This is a genomic window from Collinsella sp. AM34-10, from assembly GCF_003469185.1.
In the GTDB taxonomy this organism is placed as follows: Bacteria; Actinomycetota; Coriobacteriia; order Coriobacteriales; family Coriobacteriaceae; genus Collinsella.
The window spans coordinates 107,536-124,695 of the sequence record NZ_QSIL01000003.1 but is presented as its reverse complement, the minus strand read 5'-3'; the positions used below and the strand labels follow the sequence as shown (position 1 = coordinate 124,695).

Here is a 17,160-nt window from a genome sequence, read left to right as displayed (position 1 = left end):
TCTTGCTTTATACCCTCAACGATAAGCAGGACTTGTTTCCTAGACATCGAATTCGCCAGCCTTATAGAGCTTTTCGAGGTTGTGCCCCTCCCTTAGTTCCCTATCTGTTGCATTAGCTGCGGAAATTAGATTGTGATCCGAAAGAATGAATAGACAGTCTGGCCTAAGGATTTTATTGCTGAACAAGTCCGTATTATGAGATGCGCAAAGCACCTGGCGTCCAGTCTGGGACTTAAAATAGTCAACGACTTTCTCGGCGAGATCGTGATGATAGAACGCATCAAACTCATCGACAAATAGCAAGGACGGCACACTTGTAGCATGGAAATAATTAAACAGTCGCAGTAGCGCAACAGTGCCGCTTGAACAGTTTTCTGCAAACGGAATAAGTCGACTTTTTTCAAAGTACAAAGCGATATCACCCGATGGCGTTTCACGCGCAGTAAGGCGTTCTCGAATTCCAAAGTCATTCAAAAAAGCCTGAAGCTCAGAAAACAAGTCATTCGCAATAACGTTTTCGGCGATGGTAGAGACAAGGCTACGGTCGTTCATATGTGTGTCGCCAATGGCATCCATTGACCGCGCAAACGTATAAAGCTTAAAAAGAGGCATTGCCCTCTCAAAAGGAATGTTATTGCACACATACGCCAAAACAGAAATGCCGGGAGATTTGAACTCCCAGTTCAATCGATCGGCACCAATAGAGGCCAAATCGCCATCAAGAACTTTACCTGCACGGTGGTCGTAATCAAATGCAATCTTGCCGTTAACAGCCACTGTCTCACGAAGATAGTCTGTTATCCCAGTCTTTTCGTAACGATAGACGACTTCGTCATTTCCAAAGCGGAACGTATAAGCAAAGCGCGCTGACGCGACTCCATCAACAGCGCTGAGGTAATTAGTTTTATTGGAATAGAAGGTCCGACGCCCCACATTTGCTGAAATATCGAGAAGAGCATTGGAGAAATTTGTTTTACCGACAGCGTTTTTACCGTAGATAAGACCGCAGGAAACGACACCCCCCTCAATGGCCGTCGTGTTGAATCTGTAGTCCCTGACATCGGTCAAATTGAAGGTAAATCTATGGTAGAAGTTTCGGAATCCCTCGACCTCAAAACGCGTTAGCATCGAGACCTCCATGTTATACTTGCCGTAAAGTTTTTACGGCAAGTATAACATGGAGACGATCCGGAGAGGACGTCATGGTCGAACTCAGGTTGTCCAGTGCGCAGTAGCAGGAACGTGAACGATGATATCGTCAACCTACTGCCCGGCGAGCAGGACGATCCATTGGAAGCGTCTTTAGCGAACGGGATGGACATCTACGCCAACTGGATCTTACCGACCTACTGCATGTTCACAGTACGAGAGAGCGACATCGTTGTCAGCATCGTCGTGATTACCGGGCGAATGATCGAGGAGTTCAGGTGCGCCGATGGCTGAATCGGCATTGTGAGGCACAGCCGCCCCGAGCGACCACTAAATCGGAAGAGCGCTTCTGGTAATAATACTTCTCTGCACGGTTCCGTCTTCTATGGCGCCCCAACTCCACGCCCCACCTATGAGGCACTCCAAGACATCACGCGCAGCCTCACTATAAAAACGCCCAAATATGTGTATCAACGCGAGTATCGAATCATCGGATCGCAACCGGTCGAGTGGCGCCTAAAACCTGACGAGAACAGACCTGGCTGCAAAATCGAAGAGTATGGTCATGTAGAGCTGGCTTAATCAGGCCGTCGGGCTTAGTAATAATATTATTAAATCAGTCCAAAATCGTCATTAACTGGGTGAGGCAATTGACAGAAAGCAGACCAAAATATGAGTATTGGCTACCCAATACCGACAACATAAAGTCCTGCCGTGTTGCCCATGTCAACTCCGTTGTTATTATCGGAGCAAATGGGTCTGGCAAATCAAAACTCGGCGCTTGGATAGAGCAACAAGATTTCGAAAAGGTCCATAGAATCTCAGCGCAACGTGATATCAATTTTTCTGAGAGAGTCCCTTTAAAAAGCTTTACAGAAGCAGAAGATAACGTTTTTTACGGCGGCTCCCAATATAAGGAGAACAAACAAGTTCGATGGGGATGGGGTGAAAGCTATACAACAAAGCTCCTTGACGATTTTGACGATGTTTTAGCAGCCCTCATCGCACAAGTAAATCTTGAAAACCAACGGTTTATTGATGAATGCAAACATGCGGAGTCTATTTCAGCAGAAAGGCCCCCTCTACCGAAAACAGCCCTAGATAAGCTTAAGGTAATTTGGAATGAAGTCTTTCCTCAAAGAAAGATCGAGCAGGAAGACGCGGCCTTCTACGCGTACTCACAAAGTAAAACGGATCGCTACAGCGCAACGCAAATGAGCGACGGCGAGCGTTCAGTGCTATATCTTGCCGCGCAAGTACTTTGTGTCCCAAACGACAAGATAATCATCATGGACGAGCCTGAAGTTCATTTGCACCCATCGCTTATGGCGCGACTCTGGACTTCCCTAGAGCAGTCGCGCCCAGACTGCCTCTTTATCTACATAACCCACGATGTCAACTTCGCCTCAACACATCGAAGCTCAGATATCATCTGGGTTAAGAATTTCGATGGCAGCAAATGGGAATTAGAAACCCTTCCCGATAGTGACCTTCCAAAGGAACTCTTAATAGAGCTTCTTGGCAATAGAAAAGAGGTCCTATTCGTTGAGGGAACCGAAGGAAGCTACGACAAACGAATATATTCCGCGCTTTTCCCCAATTGCTATGTAGTCCCTTCCGGCGGATGCGAGCAGGTCATCAATAATGTGAAAGCATATAATCGCACCCCAGGCCTTCATGCCATAAAGGCCTGGGGCATCATAGACAGAGACTTTAAAACCGAGGAACAGCTCAACGCCCTTAAGGAAAAGGGCATTTTCCACCTCAAGGTCGCAGAAATTGAAAATCTCTTTCTCACCAAAGAAGCGGTCCAGGCTCTATCTCAGCGTTTCGGTGCCGATGCAGGCAAGACCTTTTCCGGTATTAAGTCATATGTAATTGAAAGATTCAGCAAACAAACAAGCAAGCAGACATCGGAAGCGCTTGTAGCAGGCGTAAAGGAAGTACTTTCCGGAATAACTATTTCGGATAATGAGCAGCTGACTGCCGACGGCATTGCATCTTTAATTGATATAGCGAGCATAGAAAAGGACGTTAACAACAGATATCAACAGGCCATTGAAGAGCAAGATTACAATGAGATTCTCGGGCTATTTAACGACAAGTCTCTTGCAACAAGCGTTGGCCATTACTTTGGTATTGATAACAAAATCTATGTCGATCGTGCAATTTCCTTGTTGGAGGGCGACCTGAGAGACGAACTTTCCGAAGCCCTAAGGCACTATATTTCACACTGAACGACCTCTTCACACCCAGCGAGGTCCGGCCAGGCCACTGACCGGACCTCGCGCCAACAGTAGGCACGCTCCATACCGCCACAGATCACTCCTCCTCGTCCATGACCGTCCAACTTACAGGCTCAATGCCTGGAAGAGACGTTAGGCAAGAGGGGCAAGCAACCTGATAGTTCCCGTTATTTGTCCTGCGCTGCATAGAAGCGGAGACATATACCGCTTTGCGGGCGCGAGTGACGCCGACGTACAGCAGGCCCATTTCCTCAATAAGCCCGTCTGGCATATTCATCGCATCAACGATCCGGCATCCATACGCAGAATGCGAGCATAATCCAGCTCTTTCGCACCGAGAGCAAATCACTCCAGGCCAATCGAAACGCGTAACGCCCGGAATGAAAACAGTGTCCCACTCGAGCCCCTTAGCGGAGTGAATGGTCATGATCGAGATGCCTGCATCAAGGTAATCGGAGAAACGCCGCAGGGAGCCCTCGGAAAAGATGCTAACGATATAGTCGAAGCGCTCAGACGGATCCATCGCGACGCAGTCAGTTTTAAGGTGTTTCCGCAGCGCTCCAAGAAGCATGGCATAGGACCGCCCATACTCGAATCTCCTGGAGCCAGTCAGCAGTTCATCAGAGACGGAGTCAATTATTTTGTCCGCAGCAGACCGGCTGACGCCCTTTTCTCCAGACGCTGCATCGGTAATCCTGGATAAAGTAAACGCATTGAATTCAATGAACTCTGGGTCTGTATCAGAGAAAAGCCCGTTGAAGTATGGCATCTCCTCTTTAGTCAGCTCGTCAGTGATGAGATTGGCCAGGGCACCGCGCTTACGAACAAGAATCGCAATCCTACCGCTACCTCCTTGAGCGAGAGTGGCGACCTTCGAAACGATGGCAGTCGCTTCATCTTGCTGCGCAGCGCCAACAAATATGGGAAGTCGGGGCGTACCGCCGGCAATGACACCCTTTATGTTGGAGCGAATCGCAGCACCGAGCTCCCCGACAATAGATCCCCCAGAAAACCTATGATTATGTTCGAGCTCCAGCTGCGATAGACACAGGTCGGTAGTGGCCCTTGTCTTTAAGCCTTCTATTGCACCAATAAAACCATAGACACGCTGAATAGGATCGCCGAACATGCATATTCCTGATTCATCGGAAAGCAGGCCTTTTAAAAAGATGTAGCACAGGGCATTCGTGTCCTGCGCTTCGTCGACGAGTACGACAGGATACGCCGTCGACAGATAGGATCTCAACTTTGAGAAATCGGCAAGCAATTCAATTGCAAGGGAGATCATTCCAGAGTACGGCAAGAGACCGTTCGACGCGAACCTATCCTTAATTATCCTATTAAAAGGGCGTATGCCGTGTCTCAGGTCTTCGTCTTGACCATTTCTCATGGAGCGGAGGAAGCTGCTGAAAACATTCTTTTCATCCCAGAAAAGCTTACCGCCTCGCGAAACCAGCTCGTCAACGGCGTGGCTATCATCGACCATAGAAAGCTCGTCAACGCTTACTGGGAGCAAGAGCGATCTCCAGTATCTGCGCAGCAGGGCCCAAGCAAAGCCGTGGAAGTTAGTCGCCATGACACTGTCCTCAAAACGCTTGGCCACGGAACCCGGAAGCGTCGACATAGTGGCGCCCAAATCCGCTCGCACTCTCCGCGCAGCGGCGACACTAAAGGTCAGGGCCAAAATCTTTTTTGGCGGCCGGACTTCGCCGGATGCCAGCAGCCAGCAAGCCCGCCCAGTCATCACCGTGGTCTTCCCGTAGCCTGCCGGCGCCTCCACGAACACCCTCTTCGATGGTGAAAAAATCGCAGAGCGCTGCGACGCATCTACACCACAGCGCGCCTCAATCGCGGCCCCAACGCTATCCAGCAAGTCAGTCTGGCTCATCAGCATTCAAGCCCCACGGCCTTGCGAATAATACTTTTGTAACAGTCGGGAACGCCTTCGGCACCAAGAGCCTCCGCGAGGGCGACGCCAGACGCGACGCCCTTGTTCGATGAAAGCCATGCGTACATAAGCGCACGCGATTCAGGCTTGTCGGCGAACTGCCCGTCAAACTCCGGCCCCCGAAAATCGTACTCAGCGCCCGGCAAGCTAACGCCGTAGACAGTTCGGGCGTTTTTCAGAGCTCTGCAATTCCCCTTGATGCTAGTTGCCCTCTGAAAAGGGTCAATTGACTCAAGAAGCGCAATAAACGCACCCTGGTTATCGCTAGCGAAGAACGCGTCAACAACCTCAGCTTCAAAATCCCGTCCGGTTGTCGTTATATGGTCTCCAGAAGTTTCTTGCAGCTCATCATCCCTATCGACAATGGAATAATTTGGAATCTCGAACTTGCCCAGAAGTTCACAGAGTGGCTCAACGTTCTTTTTCCCGCCAGCCCTGATTGGCACAACTCCATAATCATCCAGATCCATCCCAAGGTTGCGGGCGAACACCGGAATGGCACCGGACTCCGTCTGCCCCTCAAAAGCCAAAACAGACCGAGCGAAAAAAGCCTCACGCACTGACTCAAAATTCAACATAAGATGCTTTTCAAACTTGTCGGACAGGTCAATATCCCTACCGCACACGACCTTCGGCGAATCTTCGCCCTGCCCGAATCGCACAATGTTCTTATAGCCGCGAGCCAGAATGTTTGGCGAATGTGTCACCATGATTAGCTGAGCTTTGATTGAATCAATCCCGAAATAGTCCTTTAGAAGAGCATTGAATCCGTCGTCCCTCCCATCGCAAATCCTATGCAAGCTCTTCGAGAGACGCCTCTGCATATACGGGTGAAGGTGAGCTTCGGGTTCGTCATAAGCCAGCACAGCGTGCAGCACGCACTTGCCGTCGTCATCCGTGCAGAGGCTCTCTTGAAGGCGTTTAGGCGAAAGACGCATAATACTCTCGATTATCGAGAGCGAGGCAATGGCAAGGTACTGCAAGCCTACCCCTGCCTTATTAAAATGAACGCCCCTCTTGTCAAGCAAGGTAACCAAACTTCCGAGCGTTCCGCCATCCGATGAATCAACGCCTGTCCTCACACCATATGATGAAAGGATGGGAACGTTACTAACGATTGCGCCGAGATCAGCGACCAGACCTTCGAGCTCACCCCCATCCAAAAAGTCAGAGACCTTTTTGCCCTCCTTATCCAGGTAAAGCGCGATTCGTTTGGAGAGAACTTTGCCGACACCTCGGGTACCATCAAACGCCAAGTCTCCCCTATTAAAGGATGCAGTAGAGTACCTGAACATATGAACGGATCGCATCAGAGAGGGTGAAATACTTTCTCCGCTCCCTTCGACCTTAAATTCAATTCGAGAATCCGGATCGTCAGCAAAGGCGCAGACGCTAATAGTGTTTCCGGTCGTAGGATCGATGTCGAGCCCCGTTATTCCGATCTCGTCCTCGTCCAACTTTAAAGTAACTAGAGCCCCTGAGTGCTTTTCAATGTTAGCGAAATCCTCTTCGCTAATCGTCGCTTGATTGAAGATTGTATTGAGCAAGTCGAGCACATTCGTTTTGCCGAGGTTGTTTTCGCCGACAATATAGGTCACGTCCTCGTCAAAACTAATCGCTACGCCATCGAGATTCCGATAGTTCTCAATCCTCAGTCTAGAGATCCTCATGTAGCCTCCTAACCGTTAAGGTTTTATGGCTTTCAACAATCTAACACTTTCTTGTTGTGCTGAGCGCGGCTGCGTATTTGCTCGCTTGAGCACTGCTGAATATCGCAAAAAGTCACCGCCGTTATTGTGTCTGGGCACCGGGGTCGGCGATGACCATGATGCATTTTGCTGCTACCAGTCTGTCCGCGGCGCTCCCCATTTTGGCCTCACCCATATCGACCTAGACCGCATTGTGCGCGATATCGTCCATGATGACGTCCGCATGGAGCCCGCCGCCGAGGGGCGAGCGCAGCCCTTCTTCTTGAACTGGGTGCAGGAGACGGTCGAGGCGATACCGTACCCCAGCTTCGTCGGCTCCAGCAGCATCGACCTGAACTCGACATCCGGTTTGTCGAGCAGCCACTCGCCAATCATGAGCAGGCCGAACGCCCCGTTCACTCGACTGCGCGGCAGTCCGAATATGACTATCGGCAAGATACGACAATTGATAGAGAAATCGTCTCATACTAAAGTATGGCGAGATGCACATACGTGTCACACGTAATCTGGTTCGTCATGGGCGAAACAGACATGCAACAACGACACGAAGCCGGGCGCCGGCAACAAGAGAGCATCACATACGATATCGCTCGCAGCGCTACGCTCAATAACGGTAGCGTAACTTCGCGATACTCAGTGGCTAAACGAGTAAATGGTCACTCATCCAATTTCAACCGAGAACCGAACCGGAAGAGTCTCGAGGATTCGACTGGAACAATGCGCTTAACCGCAAGCTCCTTATCCGAGCCTTTGATTTCGGCGACAGATAAAAACGTGTCGATTAGCATTTGCCGCTGTTTTTGGAAACGCCGATAAGAGCCAGATCTTCGATCGGGTAGCTCGTAATCAAAAATATATAGAGGGGTAACGGAGCTCACAATATTCTTTCCGACTTCTTTCCAAATATAAGCATCACTGCGACCAAGACTGCACCCATAAATACAAATGAGATTAGCGGAACTCACGAGATCAGCCATATCCTGGGTATTGTTATTACGCAATATGCCAGCGTTTCGCTGACTCTTGATCCACAATTCAGTAAAATCAGCATCGTTGGACAACGGGACAGAGGAAATCTGAGAATGGTCAGAGACTCCAAAAACCGGAGAAGCTCCATTGCCCAAATCATCAACACCTCCATGTAAATGAAGAAGCCGATCCTCATAATAATAATTGACCTCATCGCCAAGCATTTGCAGGTGTAATCTGCCGTTTTGGCAAGCTGCATTCCAAAACGAATCGAAAGCACGAGTGTAATTGAGAGAAATAGCAGAAACCCAAGCGTTATCCAGTGGGGCTAGTTCCGAAATAGCATCGACTCGATCCAACGGCGCAAGCCGTCGAGAAAATAGGCACAACGAATCCTTGAATTCTGTAATTGTGGCCGGAGGGAACACATCTGGTAGCCGCTGCGACTCTTGCGCCACATATTCCAACAGCTGCTGCTGAATATCCTCAAACGTCTCGTGAAATAGCTCGACATCATCCTCGTAAAGCTTGGTAGTCTCGCCCAATAGCAGCTCAAGATCTGACCAGAGATTGGATTGAGACCCTGGATCAAAATCCCCCAAGCGTCCGACAAGTTCATCTCGATATTTATTCGACGTGCCGTCTGCAAAATATTTATTCAACAGAAATGAACGATACCCCGTATTTAGGCCAAGATTTATATCAAAGCCGTTACCAATAATCCAGAGAATCTTAAACACCAAGCCCCGCCAATCTATATCGAAACAATCACCTAAGGCTTCAATGTTAAAACGCCTCCAGCGCCAGGAGACATCCAAATTAAGATAAGAATCAATTCGGTTACGTCACCCCTGAATTCAAGTAAATATCCTTAGTGCATCATGAAGTTACCTGAGCTAAATAGCTCGACAAGCGAGTAGCGCAAATGCTCATCCGAACCAGCAGCAACCGTATAAATTCGCGTGTACCTACAAGGAAGATCAAATTGATAGGCATGAAATCAAGAATAGATGGAGCTTTGCTAATCAGGATTACTAAAATCTCTCACAGGACAATCCCAATCAGCACGAACGCTTAGCCCTACATCCCAAGCGCCATTTTTACTTGCTGGTAGTCCCAGTCCAAATAGCCCTTGCGACGGCTTTTCATTGGGGCATGAACGCCGCAATCCCTGATAACTTCAGGACACAAAGACCTGTTCACGCGCGCAGAATTGTAGAGAACTACGATTTCGACGCTAGCCTCCTTGGCCATCCTGCATTCGTTTTCGATATAGCTCTCAAACGTAACGTACTTTCCAACGTTGCACAGCTTATATCCACGACGATACGACCAGCACCACTGGCAGCTACCCTTTGTTACCGTGTCGGTATGGTCACCCACAACTAGAACAAAACGCTTTGAAGCGTCCATGCGTTGCCTAAGAGATGCCTTGATGTTACAGGGCTTGCTTGTATCACGAGACTGATGAAGCTCATGGGCATCGGTAAAACTAAGCGACCAATAGCCGCTGTCGTTCCACTTTCTCAATTGGTCAACAGCGTCGAAATCATGGTCCCAATCAGCTGCAATATAGGTTCTTGTACGATAAACCATGCGAGCTCCTCTTAATCCCAAATAGAAACCTTATCAACATCGCCAGAGTAGACGACAACTGTCGTATGCCCGATCAATTTATCGCGATGGAGCGTTAAAAATGAAGTGATTAAACTGAATGATCCCTTATGGTCCAAACCCATGCGCGATAAACCTGTACCCATTAGAGGAATAACCAAATTACAACCCTGACCGTTTCCATCATGGAATTCAATCACGCCATTTAGAGCCAAAAGTAGGTTCTCTCTATCACTATGAGCGACATTCCGGCCATCGAATTGAGATAGAGCAGTAAGCAGGTACGTAATATTACCGACGGAAAAGGGAACAACGGTCCCAACCGGATACTCATTTGTTTTGCCACGAAATTCAACAGGAGCTGTTTTAACGGACACCGGATCGACATCCGTAAGAGCGTCGTAAATCCTTCGGTCAATTTCGGCAACAGACAGACCGCGCTCCTGCATCTTGGAAAGCCAAAGGCCATGCAGGCTAAATGGCGAAACGAGTGGATGCATGCAGGAGCCCGGTTTATCGACTACGGTATCGAAAGTCGTATTGACAGGAATAACGCAACAACAATGACCACCTTCAAAATCGTCTGCGAACGAAAACAAATCCCCATAACACGCCTGCAGCGACGAGCTGCCACAAGACCAAAACTCTCGATTTCGCTTAAGAGCGGCGTGAGCAGTACTGCCCACGCACGACAAAAAGAGCAAGACCAAAAGAGCCATAATCTTTAGGCAAGTATTACTTAGTCCAAGGTCATCTAGGGAAATAAAGGAAACTAATACACCCCAAATCCCAAACACTCCCCCGCACCATTTAACAAAAACAGCTTCGCCAAAGATGGCTGCGAACACGAAGTGTGTCGATAAGTTTAGTCATCCGCATTTCACTAATCCTTAGCCGAAACGATATAATCCAAAGGCACTCTATGGTTCTCACGAGCCCAATCGAGCTCAAACAGCAGGCACTCGAGCTCTTCTTGATAACTATCTTCAGGGGTGCCACTCATATTTAAACCAATGAATACGCTATCGGCCAGCGGCATAACAATCCCCCGTTATTAGCCAACCCTATTAACAGATCGGTATGCGAATATACAACGTCATGCTCCAGACAGTGAGCGCGTGAATCAATAACACCCCGGGAACCCTATTGAAGTGGACACCGCGACGAATAAGAAAGGGCACCGGCTTTCGCCAATACCCCTCAAACCGACACGCTACATGTCCCATAAGCAAATAGCCACCTGACTATTTTCCACCCCTCGCGCTTACCAATGCGTGACGAAGCGGGCCCGGGAAGAAATAGGCATGATCATTGAACCAGAGACTAAGCTGATGCTTTTTACTAGAAGCACGCGGTCCCAAATACTCGTCAAGAACAGACTCGAAACCGCCTTTCTCATAATCGGCCCAAAACTCATCGGACCTGCCATTTGCGGGAAACACCGTCCTCAAAGGGGGATTGCCCTTAACCGCCTCGCCAAGCTCTTTGTCAATCAAGTGGACACCGTCAACGGATTTAAGCAAACCCATTCCAGCATCAGAATTAACAAGAACAAGACTAATACCGTCTTCGGTATTTCTATCAGCGCGCGACTCCGAAACGTAGCCCCAGAAATCTGCGAGCGTGATATCGCTCAATCGGTCAGTCCCCGTATAGGGACACGAATGGCAAGCATTTTGCGTAATGTAATCACCGAGGAAAGCTCGGAGATAATAGTCGTCCACAGTGCACCAAGAACGTCTATCCCCGTTTTCAAACAGCATTTCAAGGCTGAATACTGTCCACGAAGGATCTTTCTTCCTAAATCGTGCAGAAACAGCCTTACTTCCGACCTCCCTCTCACGATAAGAAACATAGTCGCTCCAAACCCTGGGAGACGGTGCGCCATGGCAAAGAACATCTACCGTCATAAGATTCGCGGAAAGTCGGCCGCGCGCCAATCTGCGCATCGCATCGACCTGGCAGGAAGTTCCGGAAAACAGAACCCTCTCACCGCGTTTAAGCAAATCAAGACAGTCTGACAGAGCCGCATCAATACGGCTCTGGACATACTTCGAACCGCGCATCTTGACGATGACATTAATATCGTTAGAGACAATGTGCTCAACAATCATATTTTCGTTCATGGCCGCACCGCACACCCAGCCGCCTTGACTCACAAAGGCATCGGCAAGAAGCATAAACATGCCGCCAGATGTTGCGGCCAAACGACGACCCCGATCCTTGTCCCAGGCAGCCATCGTCTTTAAAGGCCTGCGTCGTGAGGTTGGCGAACCAACAACAGGACATGCCCTAGAGCAAGCGCCGCAACCAACGCAAAGCCCATCATCAACCGACGGCCGATAGAAGCCGCGCTCATCCTGTTCGAGATTCAAGGCTCCCCTAGCGCACGCTGCCACACATGCCGAGCAACCAAGGCAATTATCTGGAGCTGGTAAACCAATTCTCTCTTCTTTATACACGTTAATGTCCTACTTTCAATGATTTCAAGAGAGTTTTAACGATCTTTCGATACCTGTATAGCGTGAACAGCATGAAGAGGAGAGAGCAGACGATAGAAACCAGAGTTGCGAATGCAAAACCAAATGAAATGAGGACACATTCAACAAGCAGCAGCCCGAGTCCAATGACCTGATATGGGATGTCAACATCAATGTTAATTAATCTCTTTGTGTCATAAGCCCTCATGAGTGAAATCAAAACATAGGCAACAACACCAGCAATGATGGGCCCCCAGGCCCCGATTGCAAAAGAGAGCAAAGCGCCAAGCACCACATTAACAAAAGCGCCAACCATAGTTGTCACAAATATCATGCTGTTGTTCTTAGCTGCGTTGTATAGCGTGCCGAAATAAGTCGAATATCCACTAATGACAGAACTGAGCATCAGAAAAGGCACGAAGACGTAAGCGGCAAAAAAATCACCGCTAAGCATAATGCGCGAAAGTGGAACAGTCAGTGCAATAACTAATGAACCAGCACACAAAAGGAATGCAGTAAAGACCTTAAAAACTGTTCCGAAGGAACTCCTAGAATCACTTGCATCGTACTCACGTGCTGAGAAAATCTGCCACGACTGTTGGAAAATGGTAACAACCATATTCATCACCGCAGGCAACTTAGAAGCGGCTGTGTATAGTCCTGCGACATCGGCGCCTTGCGAGAACATAACGATATAACGACCGGAGAGATTAACAAACCACCAAGCCAGGGCGTTAGGAATCATTGGGAGGCTATAACGCAGCAGGTCACGCGCCAGTGGTTTTGAAAATGCACCCATACTGGCAAAACGCCAGACTTTGGCCCCAAAAAAGACAAGCAAAAGTTGAATGCCCTGCGACAGAATCAGCGCCAGCAGGTAGCCATTTACGCCCATACCAAAAACGCCGAGGAAAAGGTAGCCGGCACAGAACAACGTTAGTGCGCCCAAAACCCCCGATGAGGCATAAAGTCGAGTCTTACCGATGCCCTTGGAAAATTGAAGGAAAATCACTTTAAAGGAAGTAATAAAGCAGAGAATGACCAATTGCCATGTGTAATCAAAGCCAGTAAATGAATAGCCGAAAATTCCCGCAGCTGCCACAACCGGCAAAAGGGAAAGAGCAATACCGATACCCGTAGAGAGTACGGCCTTATTATCGGAGTCCCGATCGATTGAAAAACGAAACACGCCCTCATAGACACCGAGGCAGCAAAGGGGATACAGCAATTCGGCAGTATTGTTTACAAGCTCACCAATACCGTATTGCTCAGTAGTAAGCAGTGCGGTATACATCGGAAGCAATAAGAACTGTATCAATTTCGTAAGCATGTTGCCGGCAGCAAAAACTGCAGCATCGCTTACAAGTGCCTTATAGCTTTTCTTCATGTATTACATTTCCTCAATAACGGATTTCAGACCATCATAATAATCGGCAGCGAAAGCAGGAGCGGAAACGCCGTCCGGGAAGCGCTTCATGAAATCGGACACAAGCCCTGGGACCTCCTCAAGATTGTCAGCAACAACAATCCCCTTATCCCCTGCATCTGTAAACCATTTGGCACCTGAGACAACCTTGTGATCATTAGTCTTAAGAACCACAACGGGCGTTCCGGCAATACGGGCAAATATCGTGCCATGATAACGATCGGTAACAATAACGCACTTTTGCGAATAAGATTCAATGACGCCCTCGATTCCGGTCCAAGCATCATGAGAGTCCAAATCGATACCATCCCATTTAACGGTGGTGTCAGTCCGAGAAACATCACAAAGACCGGAAAGAGCAGAAGCAAGCTTATCGATGGCCGCATAAGAGTACAGCTTCTCGCCATCGTTTCGAGCGCAAAGCAATACACCTTCGCGCTGGTTATCAAAGGAATATTTCCCAATCAATGAGGTCACAACGTCAGGATAAAGACGGACATCAAGTCGAGGATACAAATCTCGAGCAATCTGTGCAGAGACGGCATCCCTAGCCAAAAACAAAGTATTAACGTGTGACCCTATTGCCTTACGGTCCAATTCTTTACCACGTTTGCTGTTAAAACGAATTGAAGTCGGGAAAAAAATAATTCTGTTATCGGGAAAACAAGTTGAAGCAAGCCTATGCGGCGTCTCATCGTCGTGGAGTCCGTCCATCGTATGACCGCTCTGCATGACTATTAAATCATTGGGCTGAATAAACTTCTTTATTATACGGATAACTCTACGAGTACCAGCGTTAAACGCTTGACTCGGTATTTTAATAATCTCCGCCATCGGATAATTGTTTTCAAGCCATTTTTCGATAACGAATTTTTGAGCCTGGTCTCCCAAATTCTGATGAATTGGAACTCCAAAATACCAGATCCTCATGTCATTAGCATCATTCAATTTCTGCAACGAGTTGACAAGTTTGACGTTCAACTCACGCATCGAAGGATAACGGACGGCATGACGAAAGGTTATCCCCACTGTGCGATTCAAACCCTTTGCAATACCAGAGACGACTGGCACGGATTTAATGGCCATTTTAACTTTATTATTCATTCCTATCCTCACTAATCAAATCTTTGTCGTAGCCGACAATTCCTAACCTCATTTGAGATCTATACAACAACGTCGAACAGCGCGACACAGCAAGACGAATCCAGGGGAAGAACCTCGACATGGAAACCCAATAAGCCCAGAAACCCCAGCGCAAGCAACAACGGAAGGCAAATACTTATACTCAAATAATGAATTTAAGTTAATTCGATATTGACGAGCGCACCGTAAAGCTTTCCAGCTAACGCATGAGAGATGCGCAGTCAGAAAAGTTAACTCCGACTTCATACGGAATTACGCCTTGCCACTCCGGCCTAAATAAGCCAACAATGATGAAATAACTTAATGCAACAACGCCCAATAACAACATCATGAAAACCCGCTCGCCGGCGTTTTCAATAAACCTAAGCGCACAAGTAATTCCAACAAGCGCAAATACATTGAAATACATACAGAGGCGGCTAAATATCTGAATTTGCATACCAAGAATTGAAAATAATATCCAAAACATGAGCATATGACAGTAAAATTGATCAACGTTACTGAGTTGAATTCCAACCCTTTGCCCAACCCGAAAATAATTCAAAACAATAACAGCAACAAACAGCGCCAAAAGGGCCTTGAGCAGAGCGCCAAAATAATTGCTACCAGTAAACTCACTGTTATAGAGCTGCTCCCTGCCCACTAAACTCGCAAGGAGATTTGATATTTGATGAGCAAAAATAAACGCTACCATGAATAAAATGACGTAAACCAAGATCGACTTTCTATTAAATCCAAGTCGCCATAGAGGCCATAGAATTACTAAAAACGGAGCAGTTTGATGAAAGCCAGACGCAATCGCTACAAACAGGAAGAACAGCAAACTGCGATTTGCCTTAAGCATTTCAAAACCAATTAAAACAAAAGATACCGCAATAGCTTCACGCATGATATTCATGTTAGAAGCGTACAAGCCTAAACCGATATATAGAAAAGTACTCAAAGCAGCAGAGGAAGAATTACGAAATATAAATACTCCCAATGGCACATTTATCAATATGCTTGAGACAATGATCAACAGCTGCGGGTTCACAGAGACATAATTCAGCACCTTGCAAAGAACCAAAAAGCCCCACTCATAGCGAAAACTGGAAAACAAGTTATCCCAAGGCGTCATGCCTATCATTTGATAAGCTCTGCAAAACTGCTCGGTATCAACTCCAACGTTTACCGAACGAATCCCCGCAACGAAAGTTAGCATAAAGAAACATAACGTAATATACAGCTTTGTTCTCTTCTCAGTCTCACGACACAGGACTGCACCAAATAAAGCAATAAAGGTCATTTCAAACAGATATATCGCCATATCTCTTACCTGTACATTCTTTCCCATTTTTCGGAAAAGGTCCCTAAATCAAGCCCGTTATCAATCATGGCGTTTTGACCGAGATCTATTTGAGCCTTATCTTTGTGATGCAATGTGTGAATTTGTTCAGTCCAACGCTTGCCATCAAGAGGCAGTCGCGTTACTAACGCTGGACCGAGCATGAGTACCTCTTCAGTAACGTTCTCAGAAATAAGGCAGCGAGTACCGGCAGAAACTCCCTCAAGAATTGTCATCGGAAAACCTTCACCCGGAAGAGACGGAAGTAAAAGACAATCCAAAGACTTCATGATGCAGGCCATATCGTCTCGTCGACCAATGAAAGAAGTATTTAGAAGCCCGTATTCAGCTGCCTTTTCTTGAATCTTGTTAAGGCTTGAACCCTCTCCGACAAAAACGAAAAAGTATTTATCGGAATTCTTTAAATTCTTTGCAAGGTCAAGCGTAAACAGCTGATTTTTCATACTGCTAAACCTTGCCACTTGACCAATTAGAATCGCGTCAGAAGGACAGCCGATTTCATTTCGAAAAGATTTACAGTCTTTATTCGAAACTGAATCCGAGGCAGACACATCAACCCCGTTATAAAGCAATCTATAAGGATTATCTTTAAATAGAAAATCCCCTGCAGCACGACTACACGCGACTAGGAGGCTGGAATTCTGTACGCACTCTTTTCTAAGCGGAGATTCAAGGACAGCACGCTGGGCAAAACTTGTTCTTCGTTGTATTGCACCTACATGAGAATGACAAATCCTCTTCGGAATCCCCAGTTTTTTTGCCGCTTTTAGAGCCAAGCCAGACTGAAGAGAAGTGTGTGCATGAAATACATCGTAATTGGTATCAAGACTTCGAATTGCATTTTCAACAGCAATGGAATACTTGAACTTTAGTTTTCGAAAATCGCCATCAAGAACCACGACCCTATGGCCTTCGTTGCGCAGCGTCTCAATAAAAGAAACATCACAGCCACTATGGGTAAGAAAATCGACATCAATTGAGTCATCCTTAAAACCGTGTATAGCATTCATAATTGCAGTCGTGTCACCACCGCAGCCAAGGTGGCCAACCAACTGAAGTACTTTTGTGCGTTCGAAACCCAAGTGAACCTCTTCCTACTTCTGGCGCAACATACCCAAAACAAATCAATTG

At 47.4% G+C, this 17,160-nt stretch carries 15 protein-coding genes; 3 read left to right on the top strand and 12 right to left on the bottom strand.

Annotation, left to right across the window (positions count from 1 at the left end):
* Nucleotides 1-39: 39 nt before the first annotated feature.
* The gene (locus DW823_RS03900; RefSeq protein ID WP_158567263.1) at nucleotides 40-1,128 is read right to left on the bottom strand and encodes an ATP/GTP-binding protein; all 1,089 of its coding nucleotides are present in this window, start codon (nucleotides 1,126-1,128) and stop codon (nucleotides 40-42) included.
* Between the two features lie 114 nt (nucleotides 1,129-1,242).
* Between DW823_RS03900 and DW823_RS03895 the strand changes: the two genes are divergently transcribed.
* A complete protein-coding gene (locus tag DW823_RS03895) occupies nucleotides 1,243-1,443 on the top strand; it encodes a hypothetical protein (protein WP_118080489.1) in 201 nt (66 codons plus the stop codon).
* Between the two features lie 356 nt (nucleotides 1,444-1,799).
* Nucleotides 1,800-3,386, top strand: coding sequence for a DUF4435 domain-containing protein (locus DW823_RS03890; protein WP_147350649.1), 1,587 nt, complete (start codon nucleotides 1,800-1,802; stop codon nucleotides 3,384-3,386).
* A gap of 85 nt (nucleotides 3,387-3,471) precedes the next feature.
* On the opposite strand, the gene DW823_RS03885 is transcribed toward DW823_RS03890, so the two are convergent.
* Nucleotides 3,472-5,289 (bottom strand): UvrD-helicase domain-containing protein, encoded by a 1,818-nt coding sequence (locus DW823_RS03885; protein WP_118080485.1) that lies wholly within the window; start codon nucleotides 5,287-5,289, stop codon nucleotides 3,472-3,474.
* Nucleotides 5,283-7,013 carry an ATP-dependent endonuclease gene (locus DW823_RS03880; protein ID WP_118080483.1) on the bottom strand — a complete coding sequence of 577 codons (1,731 nt, stop codon included), beginning with the start codon at nucleotides 7,011-7,013 and terminating at the stop codon, nucleotides 5,283-5,285. The genes DW823_RS03885 and DW823_RS03880 overlap by 7 nt, the downstream gene beginning before the upstream one ends.
* Before the next feature lie 25 nt (nucleotides 7,014-7,038).
* Here DW823_RS03880 and DW823_RS09785 point away from each other — a divergent pair, with 25 nt between their 5' ends.
* Entirely contained in the window at nucleotides 7,039-7,557 is a 519-nt protein-coding gene (locus DW823_RS09785) for a hypothetical protein (protein ID WP_158567262.1), read from the top strand.
* 151 nt (nucleotides 7,558-7,708) lie between these two features.
* Here the strand turns inward: DW823_RS09785 and DW823_RS03870 are convergent, their stop codons facing one another.
* From DW823_RS03870 to DW823_RS03840, 9 genes are all read right to left on the bottom strand, one after another.
* Nucleotides 7,709-8,761 (bottom strand): AbiH family protein, encoded by a 1,053-nt coding sequence (locus DW823_RS03870; RefSeq protein ID WP_158567261.1) that lies wholly within the window; start codon nucleotides 8,759-8,761, stop codon nucleotides 7,709-7,711.
* 340 nt (nucleotides 8,762-9,101) lie between these two features.
* On the bottom strand, nucleotides 9,102-9,617 hold the full coding sequence (locus DW823_RS03865) for a molecular chaperone Tir (protein WP_118080478.1): 516 nt from the start codon (nucleotides 9,615-9,617) through the stop codon (nucleotides 9,102-9,104).
* Between the two features lie 11 nt (nucleotides 9,618-9,628).
* Nucleotides 9,629-10,483, bottom strand: coding sequence for a macro domain-containing protein (locus DW823_RS09665; RefSeq protein WP_147350648.1), 855 nt, complete (start codon nucleotides 10,481-10,483; stop codon nucleotides 9,629-9,631).
* Nucleotides 10,484-10,518: 35 nt separating this feature from the next.
* Nucleotides 10,519-10,674: a hypothetical protein gene (locus DW823_RS09780; protein ID WP_158567260.1), complete on the bottom strand. Its 156-nt coding sequence runs from the start codon at nucleotides 10,672-10,674 to the stop codon at nucleotides 10,519-10,521.
* 205 nt (nucleotides 10,675-10,879) lie between these two features.
* Entirely contained in the window at nucleotides 10,880-12,097 is a 1,218-nt protein-coding gene (locus DW823_RS03860) for a Coenzyme F420 hydrogenase/dehydrogenase, beta subunit C-terminal domain (protein WP_118080476.1), read from the bottom strand.
* Nucleotide 12,098: 1 nt separating this feature from the next.
* Entirely contained in the window at nucleotides 12,099-13,502 is a 1,404-nt protein-coding gene (locus DW823_RS03855; protein ID WP_118080474.1) for a lipopolysaccharide biosynthesis protein, read from the bottom strand.
* 3 nt (nucleotides 13,503-13,505) lie between these two features.
* Complete coding sequence (locus DW823_RS03850; RefSeq protein WP_118080472.1) at nucleotides 13,506-14,645, bottom strand: polysaccharide pyruvyl transferase family protein; 1,140 nt, start codon at nucleotides 14,643-14,645, stop codon at nucleotides 13,506-13,508.
* A 238-nt stretch (nucleotides 14,646-14,883) separates the two neighbouring features.
* On the bottom strand, nucleotides 14,884-16,017 hold the full coding sequence (locus DW823_RS03845; RefSeq protein ID WP_118080470.1) for an EpsG family protein: 1,134 nt from the start codon (nucleotides 16,015-16,017) through the stop codon (nucleotides 14,884-14,886).
* Nucleotides 15,996-17,111, bottom strand: coding sequence for a glycosyltransferase (locus DW823_RS03840; RefSeq protein ID WP_118080468.1), 1,116 nt, complete (start codon nucleotides 17,109-17,111; stop codon nucleotides 15,996-15,998). Before DW823_RS03840 ends, DW823_RS03845 begins: the two co-directional genes overlap by 22 nt.
* Between the last annotated feature and the right edge of the window lie 49 nt (nucleotides 17,112-17,160).

Coding starts and splice junctions, on each gene's coding strand:
- DW823_RS09785 (WP_158567262.1), top strand. CDS start 7,039: ATGGCTTTCAACAATCTAACACTTTCTTGTTGTGCTGAGCGCGGCTGC.
- DW823_RS03845 (WP_118080470.1), bottom strand. CDS start 16,017: ATGGGAAAGAATGTACAGGTAAGAGATATGGCGATATATCTGTTTGAA.
- DW823_RS09780 (WP_158567260.1), bottom strand. CDS start 10,674: ATGCCGCTGGCCGATAGCGTATTCATTGGTTTAAATATGAGTGGCACC.
- DW823_RS03880 (WP_118080483.1), bottom strand. CDS start 7,013: ATGAGGATCTCTAGACTGAGGATTGAGAACTATCGGAATCTCGATGGC.
- DW823_RS03900 (WP_158567263.1), bottom strand. CDS start 1,128: ATGCTAACGCGTTTTGAGGTCGAGGGATTCCGAAACTTCTACCATAGA.
- DW823_RS03885 (WP_118080485.1), bottom strand. CDS start 5,289: ATGCTGATGAGCCAGACTGACTTGCTGGATAGCGTTGGGGCCGCGATT.
- DW823_RS03850 (WP_118080472.1), bottom strand. CDS start 14,645: ATGAATAATAAAGTTAAAATGGCCATTAAATCCGTGCCAGTCGTCTCT.
- DW823_RS03855 (WP_118080474.1), bottom strand. CDS start 13,502: ATGAAGAAAAGCTATAAGGCACTTGTAAGCGATGCTGCAGTTTTTGCT.
- DW823_RS03865 (WP_118080478.1), bottom strand. CDS start 9,617: ATGGTTTATCGTACAAGAACCTATATTGCAGCTGATTGGGACCATGAT.